The following is a 17237-nucleotide window of genomic DNA, read 5'->3' on the forward strand; positions in this document are numbered from 1 at the left end:
AACAAGTATTTCTCTTAAAAGCCATAGACAAATAATGCGTAATTTTTCTGCCTCCGTCCAGTAAATCGATTCGATTGTCCGGTGTTCGGGCTATATCAGACAAGCAGTGGCAACTGACGCAGACCATCAGCCTGATATGCATCAATCTGGTAAATCTACGAAGCGGGGATACAGCATAAAGTACCAGTTTGCCCGTCCGTGTGTGTGGCTTTGGCAACACTTTAATCATGTCACTATGACAGCATTGCTTGTTTGTTCTCCAGGTCATGGCCTTTATAACCGGGGAAGCGGTTTAAAACTTTTGGAAAACAGACAGTTGCCAATTCTCACAGGCTTTTTTATAAAGTAGGTACACTAAATGCTATCTATGGGGTGTGCGTTTCTTTGAGGGCTATGTAGTTATGAAGTTTTCGGCGTTGATTTCCCCAGCCATATTTAGTCTGGTCATTCTAAGTACCTGTTTTACAGCAAATGCTGCTGATCGTGGACATTTCGCTCCCCAAAGCATTGATAAGAACCGATCTGATAAAGCTTTACCTGATGGCTGGCGTAACGAGTTGTCTAAAGGCAACGTACTCGATTACGATGTCTATAAAAAGGGAAAGGTGGTTTACCGGGACCCATCGAAAGGTACCGTCGCTTTGCGCCTGGAAAACAAAGTTGTCCGGCTTGTTGAAAGTACCCGGGAAATTGTGGATGTTCTTCATCCGTTTTAGTTAATTTCATGGTAATGTCGTAAAAGCGTTACCTGCTTGTCATATCTCTGATATCAACTGGAAAGCCTGTTTTATCGTTGCGGATTCAATAGGTATGGAAAAAGTATCAGCCAGTTTTTGTCACTCTCTGAGTAGTCTTAACTACGCTCGTGAGCTTATCGCGTGTAAATCAGTGACACCCGACGACAATGGGTGTCAGTCATTAATCGCCAGGCACCTGTCTCAGGCTGGTTTTCTCTGTCAGCGATACGTTGTTAACGGCGTTTCAAACCTTATCGCACGGTGGGGAACAGGGTCTGAACATTTTGCGTTTTGTGGCCATACCGATGTCGTCGCCCCCGGTCCGCTTGAACAATGGCATACCGAACCATTTACGCCGGTCTGTCGCGATAATATATTATTTGGTCGCGGTGCAGCGGATATGAAAAGCGGTATTGCGGCAATGCTGGCCGCTACCGAACGCGCAATACCTGAAATGAATCCTGACGCGTATTCATTTTGGTGGCTGGTCACCAGTGATGAGGAAGGAGAAGCGTTGTGCGGAACACAATGGATGAAGGCACAGCTTGATAAGCAAAATATACAGCTTTCAGCCTGTCTCATTGGTGAACCTTCTGCATCAAAGGCAAGCGGTGATACAATAAAAGTCGGGCGGCGTGGCGCATTGTCCGGAACTATTGATGTTGCTGGCAAGCAAGGGCATGTTGCTTACCCTCACAGCTGCCATAATGCAATTCATACTGCCAGTGATATTATTCAGGCACTGACCGGCTATACTTGGAGCACCGGATCTGCTGATTTTCCTGGCACTACAGTTCAGATTACCCACCTGGATACTGGCACATTTGTCGATAATCTGGTGCCAGGCACCGCGCGCATAGAATTTAATGTTCGTTACGATGCTACTTTTACCAATGACAGCCTGATTCAGCTTTTGACAAAGCTGATTAAGGGCGTATCGAATAACACTGACATTCACTGGTCCCGACCTTGCTCCCCCTACCTGACAGAACCTAAAAACAACGGGTGCTGGCTTGGGCGTTGTGAACGCGCAATTGTAAATACTACGGGTAAATACCCCCTGCTTAGCACCGCTGGCGGCACATCTGATGGGCGTTTTTTTGACGCGTCAACACAGGTCATCGAGTTGGGAGTCCCCAATCACACCATCCACCAAGCGAATGAAAGCGTCCACGTGTCTGACATTATAACGCTTGAAGATATATATACAGACCTGTTGTTGGCGCTTTAGCAGAACGGACCAATAGCAGACGCATCAGCACGGGGCGCAATGGCCCCGTCTTGATGCGTCGTTAAGCGGACGCTTTCACATCATGTTGCACAAGATAACGTTTACGCTTTTTTTCGGTTAACAACTGCAAGTCCACCACAATGAGTCCGTCAACACAGTCAGCAAAATCCGGATCGATGTTGAAATCAAGAAAACCTACACCTTCAGGCTCACATATTTCTGTATATTGCTTATAAAGGGTAGGGACATTGACGCCCATATTGGCCAGCAGGCTTTTCAGTTCAGCAAATGCAGCCTTATAGGGCAATGCGCTAAACCTTTCCAGCAAATCTGTGCGCACGGGGTAGGGCAAGGTTGATCTGGCCTGTCCAAAGCGAGCTGGAAACCGGGCCTTATAAAAAGCAACCAGCAAGTCGCGGGCGGGTTTCGGATACGCATTGCTGATACTGACAGCACCAAATAAATACCGGTATTGCGGATAGCGCTGCAAAAATGCGCCTATGCCATACCATAAGTAGTCAAGGCTGCGCTTTCCCCAGTACCGTGGCTGCACAAAGCTACGTCCAAGCTCCAGGCCTTCTGAAAATAATGCGCTATTATCGTCCTCATAATCAAACAGGGTGGCTGAATACAAGCCGGTTGGATGAGCTGGTGCCGAGAGTGTTGTGGCATCACCAAAGCGATAGGCGCCGACGATTTCCAGTTCGGCGCTGTCCCACAGAATTAGATGAAAATAATGCGAGTCATACCGATCAATATCTCTGCGCGTGTTCGTGCCTTCACCAACTGCGCGAAAGGTCAGTTCACGTAATCTGCCAATCTCCCGCATAATGGCAGAACAGCCATTGTGTTGATAAAGATAAATAGTCTTACCATCTGCAGTATGCCCGAGGTGCTCACATTCACGCGCTATAGCCCGCGACAATGTCTGTTTTTCTTCGGGAAGGGCAATCGCAGATTGTGTGGGTAAAATGCCTGTTTTATCATTACCAATTCGGTATAAGTGTTGTTTGAATAGTTTTACCTGCTCTTTTACCCCTAATGACAACGACTGGTAAGCAGTATGCGGTATGAGCTCGCCGATGCGAATCGGCAGGTGCTTTTGACGTTGCCGGAACATTTCCTTAACCAGCAAAGTAGTTGCCAGGGGTTTGTACAGCATCGATACGCTATAAAAAACCGGTGAGTTTCGTGCCTCAATATAGGCAGGCAATATGGGTGCCTCTGCTTGTCTGGCGATGCGCAAAAAGCCGCTGTGCCAATGGGTGTCCCTGATCCCTTGCGGACGTAAACGTGATACTTCACCGGCCGGAAATATCAGTAGCGCCCCTTCCGCATTCAGATGTGAGTGGATAGTTTGCAGGCTTTGTCGGGGCGTGCCACCTTGCATGTTATTGACCGGCACCAGCATGTTATTCAGTGGCGCTATCGCCATAAGCATTTGGTTAGCAACGACCTTTACGTCGCGCCTGACTTCACTGAGTAACTTTATCAGCGCCAGCGCATCCAGCGAGCCAATGGGATGGTTGGCGATGATAACCACCCGTCCTTCACTGGGTATGCGCTCTTTTTCGTTATTGCGAGTGGAGTAGCTGACAGTAAAATAGGCCAGGACCTGCTCGACAAAATCGATGTCCTGATAGTGCGGATACATTTCACCAAATTCTTTTATTTCACGTTCATGCAGCAAATGTCGCAAAATGAATGATGCCGGGCGGGATAGCCAGGGCTTATTAGCAATCTGGGGGTAATGTTTATTAATAACTTCATCGACAGTGAACATACCTGTAGCTTCCTATTTTGCTATTTTTTATGCTGCTTTGGAGGAATGGACTTGATTGGCCGGCGTGTTTTGTACACTGTCCGTGGTCAGATAGTGGATGAGTGACAAGTTACCGTGTTCATCTTCAGCAAGGGCTGTGCAGTTTTCTACCCAGTCGCCATCATTAATGTAATGGATACCGTTAAGGTAACGCTGTTCGGGATGATGAATATGGCCGCAAATGATCCCGTCCAGCGCATGTGCTTTTGCATAGTTGCAACACGCCTGCCGGTAGCGTGCAATGGCAAGGTTGGCGCTTCTGATGTGTTGTTTAATATAGCCAGCCAATGACCAGTATTCGCGTTTTCGCCAGACTCGGTAGCGGTTGTACCAGCGATTTACGAATAACAACAGATCGTACGCTTTATCGCCTAACCATGCATGGAACTGACCCAGAGTCACCTCGTCGTCAAACTGATCACCGTGTAACACTACATAGCGCTTGCCGGCAGCGGTGGTATGAATACAGTGCCGGGCAATCTCAATGTCACCCAATGCCATGCCGGTATAACTTTGTACCGGCGCATCGTGGTTACCAGGAAGATAAATCACCCGCGTGCCTGATTCTGAAAGTGATAAGATTTTCTTTACAACCTGATTATGCGCATCGGGCCATCGAAACTGGCGGGTCATTTCCCACATGTCGATGATATCGCCCACCAGGTAAAGGGTGTCCACGGACACATTGTTAAGAAAGTTCAGAAGGTGTTCGGCTTTGCAGTCGCGGTTGCCCAGGTGTAAATCAGACATCCAGAGGGTTTTATAGTGTCTGTGAGACATGACAGCGTCCAATAATTGCCAGCTTTCAAACCGATAATAGAAAGAGGAGGTGACAGATTGGTGACGCTATGTTGACGTTCGTGTGACAGTCAAAGAGGGAAGTATTGGTATTATCGGGTTTAAGCGCTGAATTTAAACAGGCAAAAAAAAAGCGCCTTGCGGCGCTTTTTTACTACACATCACAAAGATGTCTTACATAGCTTTGATTTTAGCAGCAAGACGGCTCTTATGACGAGCAGCTTTGTTCTTGTGAATCAAACCTTTGGTAGCCATTCTGTCAAGAATCGGAGTCGCAGAGGCAAGTGCTGCTTGAGCACCTTCTTTATCGCCTTTAGCGATAGCCGCTACAACTTTTTTGATGCTTGTACGAGTCATGGAGCGGCGGCTGGCATTATGCTGACGACGCTTTTCGGCTTGAATTGCACGTTTCTTAGCAGACTTAATGTTAGCCAAGGTGTAACTCCCAAAATAAATTCATGTCAAAAACGAGGGTGCGGATTGTGCCTAGCAATCGCTTATTTGTCAAACTATTTCGCATAAACAGCAAAACGGCTGAAAATACGGGGCTGACGCGGCTACCTGCACATCCGTAGAAGGGGCGGAGTATACCAGCAGGAACACGCGATTTCACCCATCTATGCCATTTTAATTGTTCAGCGGGGACATTTAATGACGCCCGTATGCAGAAGATTTCTAAAACCGCTGCATTCGGCTATAGTGTGGCCCCTTTATTTGTGCTCAATAACGTATTGGTTGAAGCTCTGTGTCGAGTAAATTATTAAAATCCGGGTTAGTGGTGTCTGTAATGACACTTATTTCACGTATTCTGGGCTTGGCCAGAGATGTTGTTGTCGCGCGGCTAATGGGTGATGGGGCTGCCGCAGATGTGTTCTTCTTTGCCAACAAAATCCCCAATTTTCTGCGACGTTTGTTTGCCGAGGGCGCGTTTGCACAGGCATTTATTCCCGTACTGACAGAAGTGCATCACCTTGACGATAAAAAAGCATTGCGGGAATTTGTTGCCAAAATCTCTGGTACCCTGGGTGCAATCGTGTTTATCGTTTCGCTCATCGGCGTCATTGCTTCGCCGGTGCTGGCCGCACTGTTCGGCACGGGCTGGTTCATTGATTATCTCAATGATGAGCCTGGTGGTGATAAATTTACTTTGGCATCCACCATGCTCAAGATAACGTTTCCGTATCTGGCGTTTATTTCTTTGACCGGTTTATCCGGGGCAATCCTCAATACGCTTAACAAGTTTGCCGTTGCCGCATTTACACCGGTATTACTCAACGTCTGTATTATCGGCTTTGCGGTCTGGCTGGCGCCGTCGATGTCACAACCGGCCTACGCGTTGGCGTGGGGTGTTTTTGTCGGAGGCATTGTGCAACTGGCATTTCAGCTTCCCTTCTTATACCGAGCCGGACTTCTGGTAAAGCCACGGTGGGGCTGGCATGACGAAAACGTGGTCAAAGTAAGAAAGTTGATGATTCCTGCCCTTTTCGGTGTATCAGTGGGCCAATTGAACTTACTGTTTGATACATTTATTGCCAGCTTTCTGGTAACAGGCTCGATTAGCTGGCTCTATTACTCTGATCGATTGCTTGAGTTTCCTTTAGGCTTATTCGGTATTGCTATTGCTACTGTTATTTTGCCGACGTTGTCACGCAATCACGTGACTAAAGATCCCACTTCGTTTTCCAGTAACATGGACTGGGCAGTGAGAATGGTCACTGCGCTGGGGCTGCCCGCCGCTGTTGGCCTGGCCCTGATGGCAGAACCTATTCTTACGGTTATCTTTCAGCGTGGCGAGTTTACCCCGCAAACCGCTGAATTTGCGTCTTACTCGCTGACCGCTTACGCTTTTGGATTGTGGTTTTTCATGTTGGTTAAAGTTTTTGCTCCGGGGTTTTATTCCAGACAGGATACCAAAACACCGGTTAAATTCGGTATCTGGTGTATGGTTGCCAATATGGTTTTTAACCTTATATTTGCGATTCCTTACGGGTATATCGGGCTGGCCATCGCAACCAGCTTGTCTGCGGCGTTGAATGCAGGCTTGTTGTACACCCGGTTGCATTCAACGGATGTTTATAAGTTTTCCGTTCAGACGATGTTGTTTCTTTTACGCACATTTATAGCCTGTGGTGCCATGGGGGCCGTTATCCTGTATTTTGATCTTGGCGACGCGTTTTACTTGCTGGATTTATGGCCACAGATACTGCATGTGAGCAAAACTATTGGGGCAGCCGTGCTCACGTTTGTGGTGGTGATGCTGGTATTAGGCACGCGACCTTCGCACCTGAGTTCATCAGGTAGCTAAAACTGCATGGACAGTCATTGGTATTACGCGTTGTGTCGTTTATAATCGCGTGTTTTGTGTCAAAGAGTTTACTTTAAAAAAGGTACCGGCAAGTTGTGGAATTAATCAGAGGCCTGCACAACCTTAGGGACAGGCACCGTGGCTGCGTGCTCACCATCGGTAAATTCGATGGTGTCCATGAGGGTCACAAAGCGGTATTGAAAAATGTACTGGAGAAAGCCAGAGCGCTTAACTTGCCCGCCACGGTGATGGTTTTTGAACCACAACCCGAAGAAGTTTTCGCGCCCGACAAAGCCCCCGCCAGGTTAAGTACGCTGGCTGAAAAATATCGTTTGCTGAAAGCGCAGGGGGTCGATCGCCTGCTGTGTGTTCGATTTAATGAGGCATTTGCCAGTCAGCATGCCGACACGTTTGTCGAAGAATTGCTGGTTGATAAGCTCGGTGTGAAATTTCTCGTGGTTGGTGATGATTTTCGTTTTGGTAAAGGCCGCCAGGGTGACTTTACCATGCTCAGGGAAGCCGGCCAGAAAAGCGGCTTTGACGTTGTCAGCACACAAAGCTTTCGCGTGGATGACCGACGTATCAGCTCAACCGCTGTCAGACAGGCGCTGGGCGAAGGGGCGTTTGATAAAGCGGCGTCAATGTTGGGCAGGCCGTTTAGTATCCCGGGACGCGTTGTCCACGGTGAAAAAAATGGCCGTACCATCGGGTTTCCTACCGCTAACGTGTTGCTAAAACGCTTCCGTACACCGCTCAGAGGTGTCTTTGCGGTCACTGTTAATTACCGTCAGTCAGTGTGGCAGGGGGTGGCAAATGTCGGGACGCGACCAACCCTCAATGGCGAACAGGTGCAGCTTGAGGTTCACATCTTCAACGTGAATGCGGATTTGTATGGGCAGACGATTGAAGTAATACCACGCTTAAAGATTCGGGATGAACAAAAGTTCGACTCTTTCGATGCGTTAAAACAACAGATACAAGATGATGCGCAGGTTGCGCGTGATTTTTTTAAAGATTAATTCGTAAGTTGTCAATTTGGCAGCAATTATTCGGGTACGCTAAGAGCGCGTACAGTTCAGGTGGATGGAAAAAACAAGTTTATGAGTGATTATAAGGCCACATTAAACCTCCCGGAAACACCGTTTCCGATGCGCGGTAATCTTGCGCAGCGCGAACCTAAGATGCTTAAAACCTGGCAGGAAAAAGGCATTTATAAAAAGATTCGCGAAGCCAAGGCGGGCAAAGCACCGTTTGTATTACACGATGGCCCTCCTTATGCCAACGGTAATATTCATATTGGCCATGCGGTAAATAAAATCCTCAAAGATATTATTGTAAAAGCAAAAACGCTATCTGATTTTGACGCGCCATACGTTCCTGGTTGGGATTGCCACGGTCTGCCTATCGAATTGATGGTAGAGAAGAAAGTCGGAAAGCCGGGTAAAAAAGTCTCTGAGGCCGAGTTTCGCGAAAAATGTCGTCAATATGCGCAAAAGCAAATTGATGGGCAAATGGCAGATTTTATTCGTCTTGGCGTATTTGGCGAGTGGGATAAGCCTTATAAAACCATGGATTTCAGCTCAGAAGCTGACATCATTCGGGCGCTGAGTAAAGTCGTCGACTCCGGCCATCTGGAGAAAGGCTTCAAGCCCGTACACTGGTGTACAGATTGTGGCTCAGCGCTGGCTGAGGCCGAGGTTGAGTACAAAGATAAAGTGTCGCCTGCCATCGATGTCAAGTTTCCGGTAGCAGATACGGCGCAGATTGCCAGCGCATTTGGCGTGGCTGAAGCCGATCTGACAGCGCACAATACTGGCGTTGTCATATGGACAACCACACCCTGGACACTGCCGGCCAACCGGGCGATTACCCTACATCCTGAATACACCTATTCACTGGTAGAAAATAAGTCAACCGACGATTGGTTAATAATCGCTCACGATCTTATCGAAAGCTGTATGCAGCGCTACGGTATTGATGAGTATGAGGAAAAAGCGACGTGTCTGGGAGAAGCACTGGACAAATTAATGGTCCATCATCCCTTTATCGATGATTTGCAGGTTCCTTTGATTAACGGCCTGCATGTCACAACCGATTCCGGTACCGGGTGCGTGCATACTGCACCTGCTCACGGTGTGGATGACTTTAATGTCGGCAAACAATACGGTATTGAAGTTTACAACCCGGTAGGCAGTAACGGCGTGTATAACGAAAATGTGCCGCTGTTTGCCAATCAGTTCGTGTTCAAAGCTAATGACGCCATCATCGAAACGGTAGAGGCGCGCGGTAATCTGGTTCTGAACGTGAAGTACGAGCACAGCTATCCGCATTGCTGGCGCCACAAAACCCCCATTATTTTCCGTGCTACGCCGCAGTGGTTTATCAGCATGGATAAAAAAGGGTTACGAGCGCAGTCAATCGAACAAATTAAAAAAACACAGTGGATCCCGGAATGGGGCGAGAGTCGCATCGAAAAAATGGTCGAGGGCCGTCCTGACTGGTGTATCTCAAGACAACGTACCTGGGGTGTTCCGATTCCTCTGTATGTGCATAAAACCACCGGTGATATTCATCCTCAAAGCACCGCATTGATGGAAAAGGTTGCGCAGCAGGTTGAGCAGAAAGGCATCCAGGCATGGTGGGATATCAATGACGCTGATCTACTGGGTGACGATGTAGAGCATTATGACAAGGTGACCGATACGCTGGATGTATGGTTTGATTCAGGCGTCACGCACCATTTTGTGGTGGATCGTCGTGATGATATCCCAGCCAGTGCAGACCTTTATCTGGAAGGCTCGGATCAGCATCGTGGCTGGTTTATGTCCTCATTGATGACGTCTACCGCGATGTATGGTCATGCGCCTTACAAGCAGGTACTGACACACGGTTTCACGGTAGATGCGCACGGCCGTAAAATGTCAAAATCTGTCGGCAATGTCGTTGCTCCGCAGGAAGTGACCAACAAGCTTGGCGCTGATATTTTGCGTTTGTGGGTGGCTTCGACTGACTATCGCGGTGAGATTGCGGTATCGGATGAAATACTCAAACGCGCTGCTGACAGCTATCGGCGGGTACGCAACACGGCACGCTTCTTATTGGCTAACCTGAATGGCTTTACCCCCGAGACGGACCTGGTACAACCTGACAATATGGTCGCTCTTGATCGGTGGATTGTCAGTCGAACACGCCAGCTGCAGCAGGAACTGGTTGACGCGTATGAGAAATACGATTTGTTGGTAGTCAGTCAGAAACTCATGCACTTCTGCTCTATTGAGCTGGGCAGCTTCTATCTGGATATCATTAAAGATCGTCAGTATACCGCTAAAGCCAACAGCAATGCCCGTCGGTCGTGCCAGAGCGCGCTATACCATATCATTGAAGCGCTGGTTCGCTGGATGGCACCGGTAATGAGCTTTACCGCGCAGGAAATCTGGCAGGAAATTCCCGGCAAGCGCGAAGAATTTGTTTTCACTCAAAGCTGGTACGAAGGTCTAGAAGCATTTACTGATAACGATACGTTAGGTAATAGCTTCTGGCATGAGATCATGGAAGTGAAGGATGCTGCTAACCAGGCTATGGAGCAGGCGCGTAAGGACGGTCAGTTAGGCGGTTCCCTGGAAGCAGAAGTCCACCTGTATGCCGATGCCGCGCTTAAACAGCGACTGGCCCAGCTAGAAGATGAATTACGCTTTGTTCTGATCACTTCAAAGGTGGTGCTGCATGATATGGCAGCGCGCACTGATGAAGCCAAAGATACTGACGTTAATGGGCTTGCCATAGCGGTAACCCGAACGCAGGGCGAGAAATGTGTGCGTTGCTGGCACCATCGTGAAGATGTGGGCAGCAGTGTGCAGCATCCCGAGTTGTGTCAGCGCTGTGTGACTAACGTTGATGGCGAAGGGGAAGCGCGTCAGTATGCTTAAACCTTTTTCGCAAACCGGTCTGCGCTTTTTATGGATAAGCGTAGTAGTGTTTGCGCTGGATCTGTGGAGCAAGTACCAGATACTGGGAAGCATGCGGCTGTTTCAGTCTATTGAAGTGGCCCCGTTTTTCAATCTGACGTATGTTCACAATTACGGCGCAGCGTTTAGTTTTTTAGCAGATGCTGATGGTTGGCAGCGGTGGTTTTTCACCGCTATCGCCCTCGTCGTCAGTATTATTATCCTAAGCTGGCTGTATAAGTCGCCGCGTTCTGAAAAATGTCTGCCTGTTGCCTTTTGTTTTATACTGGGTGGGGCACTTGGCAACGTGTATGATCGCCTGGTGCACGGCTATGTTATCGACTTTCTGGACTTTTACGTTGGACAGTGGCACTGGCCGGCGTTTAACCTTGCAGACAGTGCAATATTTATCGGGGCGGTATTGTTGATTATTGATATGCTGATCTCAGATAAACATAAGTCTGAGTCAAAACCTTCATCCACATCGAAGCAGTAGAGAGTAGAAATGACCGAACCTGTCATAGGCCCCAGCAGCGAAGTGTTAATGCATTTCGACCTTAAACTTGAGGACGGATCCGCAGCAGATAGTACCCGCGTCAACAAAAAGCCCGCTAAACTGGTGATGGGGGACGGCAGTCTTACGCCCAATTTTGAAGCGTGCTTGCTGGGATTGAAAGAGGGCGATAAAAAGTCTTTCACACTGGCACCGGAAGATGCGTTCGGTCAGCCCAACCCGGATAATGTCCATCATATGGACCGCAGTCGGTTTTCTCAGGATATAGAAGAAGGCATGATCATGGCTTTCGCACAACCTGACGGTAGTGAGGTTCCGGGTATCATTCGCAGCACAGCGGGTACCTCTGTGACTGTTGATTTCAATCACCCCCTGGCAGGTCAGACGGTTATCTTTGATGTTGAAATTCTGTCGGTAACCGAGCCGCAGGCGTAAGGAGCGATATATGCAAATTCACTTAGCTAACCCCCGTGGCTTCTGCGCAGGTGTGGACAGAGCAATCACTATTGTGGAACGAGCGCTTGAAATGTTCAAACCGCCTATTTATGTCCGTCACGAGGTTGTGCATAACAAGTTTGTGGTAGACGGCTTGCGCGAACGCGGTGCGCTGTTCGTCGATGAGCTTCACGAGGTGCCGGACGACAGTATTGTGATCTTTTCAGCCCACGGCGTTTCTCAGGCGGTCCGCAATAAAGCAAAAGATCGAGGGTTGAAGGTGTTTGATGCAACCTGTCCATTGGTAACAAAAGTGCATATGGAAGTGACCCGGGCCAGTAAAACCGGTACCGAATGTATTCTTATTGGTCATGCCGGACACCCGGAAGTTGAAGGAACCATGGGACAGTACGATAACGCTGAAGGAGGGATTTATCTGGTTGAGTCAACAGCAGATGTTGAGTCGCTGACTGTGAAGGATCCCTCGCAACTGTATTACTGCAGCCAGACAACGTTATCGGTGGACGATACCGCTGATGTGATTGATGCACTTCGCGCACGATTCCCGGCGATTCAGGGGCCCCGTAAAGATGATATCTGTTACGCCACGCAGAACCGGCAGGATGCTGTCAGAGAGCTTGCAACTGACTGCGAAGTATTGCTGGTAGTGGGTGCCCAAAATAGTTCCAACTCGAACCGCCTGCGGGAGCTGGCTGAGAAAGTCGGTGCCCGGGCTTATCTGATTGCTGATGCTGATTGCATCCAGCAATCGTGGCTGGAAGGCATCGAACACATTGGTGTGACAGCTGGTGCTTCAGCCCCGGAGGTGTTGGTAAAAGGCGTGGTAGACAGATTACTTTCCTGGGGAGCCGTGAAGGCGTCTGAGCGTCAGGGCCGTGAGGAAAATGTTGAATTCGCGGTACCCAAAGAACTGCGTGTTAAACAGGTCGGTTAACGGCTTTTTCACCCAACACTGCCCGAAGCTACTGTGATGTTAACGATGAGCCGCTGTTCCGGTAAGAGGGAACGGCGGCTTTTTTTGTTATGTGTGTCTGCAAAACCGGATGGCTGACTATTCACATTATCTGCAACCTTCACAACACTTTATCCAGCCGACATTTTATTGCTCGTTCAATGAACAGGATGCAGATACCATAGATTATTATGTTACGGCGATACGGGCAGGGGAATCGTATCCGGTAGTGGAAATGAGCGGGGCCTGCTCACTTGCACAGTAATTCTGACAGGCGCTTTCCCGCCGGATTGCACGGACATTTCAATCGTCGAATAATCAGACTCGTCCAGGTCAGTTGTGTGGAAAGAAAATGGTGTCGTGGTTATTTTGCGGGCGCTGACTAAAACGTTTTCCACTGGCTGCCCTAATGTCTGCTCTGACAGCGTTCTGGCTTCGCTGGTCAATGTCAGGTAAACAGGTAAATTGATAGTGTCCAGTTTTGCCGTAAGCCATAACTGTTTGTCGGTCAAATTTTCATACGTTATAGCGCGCTTAACATGAACGTGCCACCGGTATGTCACTGATAACAACGCAGTGGCACAGCTAACAAACAGCAGGGTCGCTATCATACACTCGACCAGACCCAGCCCGCGACTAACCAGCCTCACTGAAAATCCCTCCAGGAACCCGCTACATAATGATGAAGTTGCAGTGACGGCAGAGTGCGTAAGCTGGCAAGTACGCCGGGCGCATAATTGATATTCAATGTGGAACCGGGCGCTAACTTATGATCAATCAGCACCGCACCGGATATTGCGGCAGTGGCAGGAACGTCGATGCGACTCAGGTCGTTCTCACTGGATGCGGTATGATACAAGATGCCCCATAGCTGGCTGTTGTCCTGCATTGAAAAGTGACTTTGACGTACGATAAGCAATACGGGCTGAGTGGGGCTGCCCACAACCTGTTCCTCACTGATAGTACACTCCCCATCAACGATGAACGCGCCCTGAGAAGATGCATCCAATTCTGTACAATCAGCAATTGTCTGAGGCAATGTGTTAAGTGCATCCGGCGCACTCAGCAGCCAGGATTTCAGATTTTGCGGATAAGCGACGGGGGTTGAAGCTACTTGCGATAGTGAATGCGCGTGCATACTGAGGGCCGGGTCTGACTGGCTGGTGCTGACGATTGGCTGGGAGGGAAGCTGCTTAATCCAGGGGTAGCGGACATACTGAGCAGCAACGCTGGTCAGTTGATTATCCTGATGGCCGATAACAACACTGGTCAGAACTATGCTGCCCTGACTGATAGGTAAGATTTGCTGTTCAGTAATATGTGAAACCACATCTGAAGGGAGGATACTGACATCATGGCCGGTTTCTTTGAGCAAACTGCTGACAGACTTCAGGTCATTGTCTGTACTGGTGCGTGATGCAAGGTATGTGCGCAGCCCCAGCGCTTGTTGACTGTTTACTGAAATAAGATGCGTGACATACGCTGTACCACCAGCACAGATAATCATCAGGATCAGAAGCGGAATCAGTACACTGCCTGTGTTACGTTTCACGTTAAAAGTTTCTCACTGTCACGGGCCAGTGCAATTTTGCCGACACTGATGGCGCGCGGACAAGTGTGGCGCTGATTTCAACGGACAACAAGGCACCTGAGCCGCTGATATTTACCGGCGAGATACGGAACGTATCAACCTTTATATAGGTAGGATCGGTAAGGTCTTGCCATCCCGGCTGATCACAGTCTTTGGCATCCATCCTCGATTCAATGGCGCCATCTTTGAGTCTGAACCCCAAATACTCCGAAAGAGGCTCCTTTTCAATTGTACCGTTGTGATTTTTGTCATAGTGAAATACTACGCAGCTCCCCTGAGAGTAGCCGCCTGACACTCCCAGCTCAAAAGCGGGATAAAAGGGAGATGCGTCTCGTGGTATACCACTGATAAAACGTATCCCCGCCATGCCATCATAACCGGCACGGCTAAGTTCGTTCATAATTAGCAGTCCTGTTCGCTTAACATGGTTTTGCAATTCAAGCTTTTGAGATATCACTAGCTGTTGCTGTGACAGGTTCATGGCAAAGGTTGCACCGGCTGCCAATAGTGATACACCAATACCCATTGACATCAGTAAGCCGGTTAACGTGTAGCCGCGACTCAACATAACGGAATACCTGCTATCCCTGCGTCAGGTGTGCATGTTCTGATCCGACCCAAACGACTGACAATTAACTTTATGCGAAAATCATTCGCGCGCAGCGTGAATGTGCCGGCCATCCCATCGGCGAGTCCGGTAGAGGGCGCAAAACGAATATAGGTGTGGGGAAAGCTAATGGCCTCGATTTCTACAGGCTCACTGATCAGAAGTTGTTTGCTTATCTGCGATGTCGGACAGTTTTGCTGGCTGACACAGTCGACAAACGTCGTCAGCGTCATACGGGCGTTATTAACACCGCTGAATATCACATATGCCGGCTGATTTTCAGTTACCGCCGTGCGCTGCGCCTGGTGAAGCAGCAGTGTGAGCTCACTGACAGTGTTTTTTAATTTGGTTTGTTGGTACCACTTGATATAGGATGGCGGAGCATTGATTAACAGTATCGCCAGAATTGCGATGCTGATAAGTAATTCAATCAGTGAAAACCCACCCGGACAAGTAAAACTGTTTTTGTGCACCGCGTACCTGCAATTGATAGTAAACGAGTGCGCATAGTAAATGATTAAAGCTGGTGGGTAAGCTGTACGTTAGATAGGTATTTTAATATGGGTAAGCAAACTGGCCTTACCATCACAGACTCGGTGATCGCGTTAGCGTTAGTCGGCATACTCGCAGCGCTGAGTGTTCCTGCTTATAATTATTTTTCCAATCAGAGCGAGCTAGCCATTATTCAGGCCAGGCTGATGGAACTGCAAAATGAGCAACAGGCATACCGGATAAAACATGACGCCTACCAGATCATTGATGGCGTTTACGAAGTCGAAAACGGCGTCGAATACAAAATCAACACGCAGGATATAACGACAGACTCGTTTCGCTTGGTTGCGACCAGTGAAGATGCACAGACCGGATGTCAGACCTTGTCTATCGATGATAAATTTAACAAACTGCCGGAAAAATGCTGGCGATAATCAGCCTGCTCCGGCGGCTTCCTGATTTTTTTCGTACCATCGAAACAGTATTCCACTGACACACCAATCATTACATCAGGCCATCTATTACCCTCTGGCAAGATATGCTGACAGCGATTTTCGGATAGCGTACACTATTTACCATCGCTACAACCGATCAACGTGGAATACAGATGCATAAACAAGCAGTTATCGACGAAATGAAAGTGTTGCCGCACATTAATGTGGAAGAGGAGATTCGTCGCCGGGTAGACTTTATAAAAGGTCAGTTGAGCGCATCAGGTTTGCGTGCACTCGTACTCGGGATCTCTGGCGGCATTGATTCGTGTACATTGGGAAAGCTTGCACAGATGGCAGTAGATGAGCTTAATCAGGACAACGAGCACTATCAGTTTGTTGCAGTCAGGCTCCCTTATCAGACGCAGGCAGACGAACAGGACGCCCAGCAGGTTATCTCATTTATTTCACCTGATAAAAGTCTTGCTGTTAACGTGCAGCCCGGGGCTGATGCTATCCACAATGAGACGGTCAAAGCGCTCGGTGAAATCGGTTTGCTGCCTGACAGTGCTGCCAAGCAGGACTTCGTTAAAGGTAACGTGAAAGCCCGTACGCGCATGGTTATACAATATGAAATTGCGGGCATGGTCGACGGATTGGTGCTGGGGACGGACCACTCCGCCGAGAACATCACCGGTTTTTATACTAAATACGGCGATGGCGCGTGTGATCTTGCCCCGCTGTTTGGTCTGAATAAAAGACAAGTCAGGCAAATTGCTGAGCATCTTGGAGCACCCGCCGGGATTATTGCTAAGGCGCCTACCGCCGACCTTGAAACGCTCGCGCCTCAAAAGGCGGATGAAGCAGCGCTGGGACTGACATATGATGAAATTGATGATTTTCTGGAAGGAAAGTCAGTGGATGAAAGCGTCAGTGATAAACTCCTGCAGATTTACCAACGTACTCAACACAAACGGGTTCCCATTCCTACTATTTATGATGAAGAGTAAGCGGCATGAAAAAGATTGAAGCAATAATTAAACCTTTCAAGATGGACGATGTGAGAGAGGCCCTTGCAGACGTCGGTATTGCCGGGATGACAGTAACAGAAGTTAAAGGCTTTGGGCGTCAGAAAGGACATACCGAACTCTATCGGGGCGCAGAGTATCAGGTAGACTTTCTGCCTAAGATAAAAATTGACATTATTATCGACGATGACCGGGTAGAGCAGGCGGTTGAAGCCATTGAACAGGCTGCCAAGACTGGAAAAATCGGCGACGGTAAGATATTTGTTTATAACGTGGAAAGTGCGTTACGCATCCGTACCGGTGAAACGGATCAAGATGCAATCTAAATA

Annotated in this window: 18 protein-coding genes; 11 read left to right on the forward strand and 7 right to left on the reverse strand. The window is 48.6% G+C overall.

Features of this window, described 5'->3' with window-relative positions; translation table 11 throughout:
- The first annotated feature begins 401 nt into the window (after nt 1-401).
- Nucleotides 402-716 carry a hypothetical protein gene (locus tag HHX48_RS16200; RefSeq protein ID WP_191026377.1) on the forward strand — a complete coding sequence of 105 codons (315 nt, stop codon included), beginning with the start codon at nt 402-404 and terminating at the stop codon, nt 714-716.
- 94 nt (nt 717-810) lie between these two features.
- On the forward strand, nt 811-1968 hold the full coding sequence (dapE, locus tag HHX48_RS16205; RefSeq protein ID WP_191026378.1) for a succinyl-diaminopimelate desuccinylase: 1158 nt from the start codon (nt 811-813) through the stop codon (nt 1966-1968).
- Nucleotides 1969-2029: 61 nt separating this feature from the next.
- Here dapE and HHX48_RS16210 read toward each other — a convergent pair whose 3' ends face one another.
- The 3 genes from HHX48_RS16210 to rpsT form a co-directional block, all read right to left on the reverse strand.
- On the reverse strand, nt 2030-3751 hold the full coding sequence (locus tag HHX48_RS16210; RefSeq protein ID WP_191026379.1) for a GNAT family N-acyltransferase: 1722 nt from the start codon (nt 3749-3751) through the stop codon (nt 2030-2032).
- A 27-nt stretch (nt 3752-3778) separates the two neighbouring features.
- Nucleotides 3779-4570: a UDP-2,3-diacylglucosamine diphosphatase gene (locus HHX48_RS16215; protein ID WP_191026380.1), complete on the reverse strand. Its 792-nt coding sequence runs from the start codon at nt 4568-4570 to the stop codon at nt 3779-3781.
- A gap of 192 nt (nt 4571-4762) precedes the next feature.
- The gene (gene rpsT, locus HHX48_RS16220; RefSeq protein ID WP_139755753.1) at nt 4763-5023 is read right to left on the reverse strand and encodes a 30S ribosomal protein S20; all 261 of its coding nucleotides are present in this window, start codon (nt 5021-5023) and stop codon (nt 4763-4765) included.
- A gap of 310 nt (nt 5024-5333) precedes the next feature.
- Here rpsT and murJ point away from each other — a divergent pair, with 310 nt between their 5' ends.
- From murJ to ispH, 6 genes are all read left to right on the forward strand, one after another.
- Complete coding sequence (gene murJ / locus HHX48_RS16225) at nt 5334-6893, forward strand: murein biosynthesis integral membrane protein MurJ (protein ID WP_191026381.1); 1560 nt, start codon at nt 5334-5336, stop codon at nt 6891-6893.
- A 95-nt stretch (nt 6894-6988) separates the two neighbouring features.
- Nucleotides 6989-7912, forward strand: coding sequence for a bifunctional riboflavin kinase/FAD synthetase (gene ribF, locus HHX48_RS16230; protein WP_191026382.1), 924 nt, complete (start codon nt 6989-6991; stop codon nt 7910-7912).
- Between the two features lie 81 nt (nt 7913-7993).
- On the forward strand, nt 7994-10819 hold the full coding sequence (ileS, locus tag HHX48_RS16235) for an isoleucine--tRNA ligase (RefSeq protein ID WP_191026383.1): 2826 nt from the start codon (nt 7994-7996) through the stop codon (nt 10817-10819).
- Nucleotides 10812-11333 carry a signal peptidase II gene (lspA, locus tag HHX48_RS16240; protein ID WP_191026384.1) on the forward strand — a complete coding sequence of 174 codons (522 nt, stop codon included), beginning with the start codon at nt 10812-10814 and terminating at the stop codon, nt 11331-11333. Before ileS ends, lspA begins: the two co-directional genes overlap by 8 nt.
- Before the next feature lie 9 nt (nt 11334-11342).
- The gene (gene fkpB / locus HHX48_RS16245; protein ID WP_191026385.1) at nt 11343-11786 is read left to right on the forward strand and encodes an FKBP-type peptidyl-prolyl cis-trans isomerase; all 444 of its coding nucleotides are present in this window, start codon (nt 11343-11345) and stop codon (nt 11784-11786) included.
- 10 nt (nt 11787-11796) lie between these two features.
- Nucleotides 11797-12741, forward strand: coding sequence for a 4-hydroxy-3-methylbut-2-enyl diphosphate reductase (ispH, locus tag HHX48_RS16250; RefSeq protein ID WP_191026386.1), 945 nt, complete (start codon nt 11797-11799; stop codon nt 12739-12741).
- 212 nt (nt 12742-12953) lie between these two features.
- Here ispH and HHX48_RS16255 read toward each other — a convergent pair whose 3' ends face one another.
- The 4 genes from HHX48_RS16255 to HHX48_RS16270 are packed head-to-tail and all read right to left on the reverse strand — an operon-like array spanning nt 12954 to nt 15430.
- The gene (locus tag HHX48_RS16255; protein WP_191026387.1) at nt 12954-13370 is read right to left on the reverse strand and encodes a hypothetical protein; all 417 of its coding nucleotides are present in this window, start codon (nt 13368-13370) and stop codon (nt 12954-12956) included.
- A 35-nt stretch (nt 13371-13405) separates the two neighbouring features.
- Nucleotides 13406-14311 carry a hypothetical protein gene (locus tag HHX48_RS16260; protein WP_191026388.1) on the reverse strand — a complete coding sequence of 302 codons (906 nt, stop codon included), beginning with the start codon at nt 14309-14311 and terminating at the stop codon, nt 13406-13408.
- A 1-nt stretch (nt 14312) separates the two neighbouring features.
- On the reverse strand, nt 14313-14918 hold the full coding sequence (locus tag HHX48_RS16265) for a hypothetical protein (RefSeq protein WP_191026389.1): 606 nt from the start codon (nt 14916-14918) through the stop codon (nt 14313-14315).
- The gene (locus tag HHX48_RS16270; RefSeq protein ID WP_191026390.1) at nt 14912-15430 is read right to left on the reverse strand and encodes a GspH/FimT family pseudopilin; all 519 of its coding nucleotides are present in this window, start codon (nt 15428-15430) and stop codon (nt 14912-14914) included. The genes HHX48_RS16265 and HHX48_RS16270 overlap by 7 nt, the downstream gene beginning before the upstream one ends.
- Before the next feature lie 87 nt (nt 15431-15517).
- Here HHX48_RS16270 and HHX48_RS16275 point away from each other — a divergent pair, with 87 nt between their 5' ends.
- The 3 genes from HHX48_RS16275 to HHX48_RS16285 all read left to right on the forward strand — a co-directional run bounded on the left by HHX48_RS16275 (nt 15518) and on the right by HHX48_RS16285 (nt 17234).
- Nucleotides 15518-15883, forward strand: a complete 366-nt coding sequence (locus HHX48_RS16275) for a type IV pilin protein (RefSeq protein ID WP_191026391.1) — start codon at nt 15518-15520, stop codon at nt 15881-15883.
- A 173-nt stretch (nt 15884-16056) separates the two neighbouring features.
- Nucleotides 16057-16890: an ammonia-dependent NAD(+) synthetase gene (gene nadE / locus HHX48_RS16280; RefSeq protein ID WP_191026392.1), complete on the forward strand. Its 834-nt coding sequence runs from the start codon at nt 16057-16059 to the stop codon at nt 16888-16890.
- Between the two features lie 5 nt (nt 16891-16895).
- Nucleotides 16896-17234: a P-II family nitrogen regulator gene (locus HHX48_RS16285; RefSeq protein ID WP_191026393.1), complete on the forward strand. Its 339-nt coding sequence runs from the start codon at nt 16896-16898 to the stop codon at nt 17232-17234.
- The last annotated feature ends 3 nt before the right edge of the window (nt 17235-17237 follow it).

This window comes from Salinimonas profundi (assembly GCF_014750655.1).
Taxonomy (GTDB): domain Bacteria; phylum Pseudomonadota; class Gammaproteobacteria; order Enterobacterales; family Alteromonadaceae; genus Alteromonas; species Alteromonas profundi_A.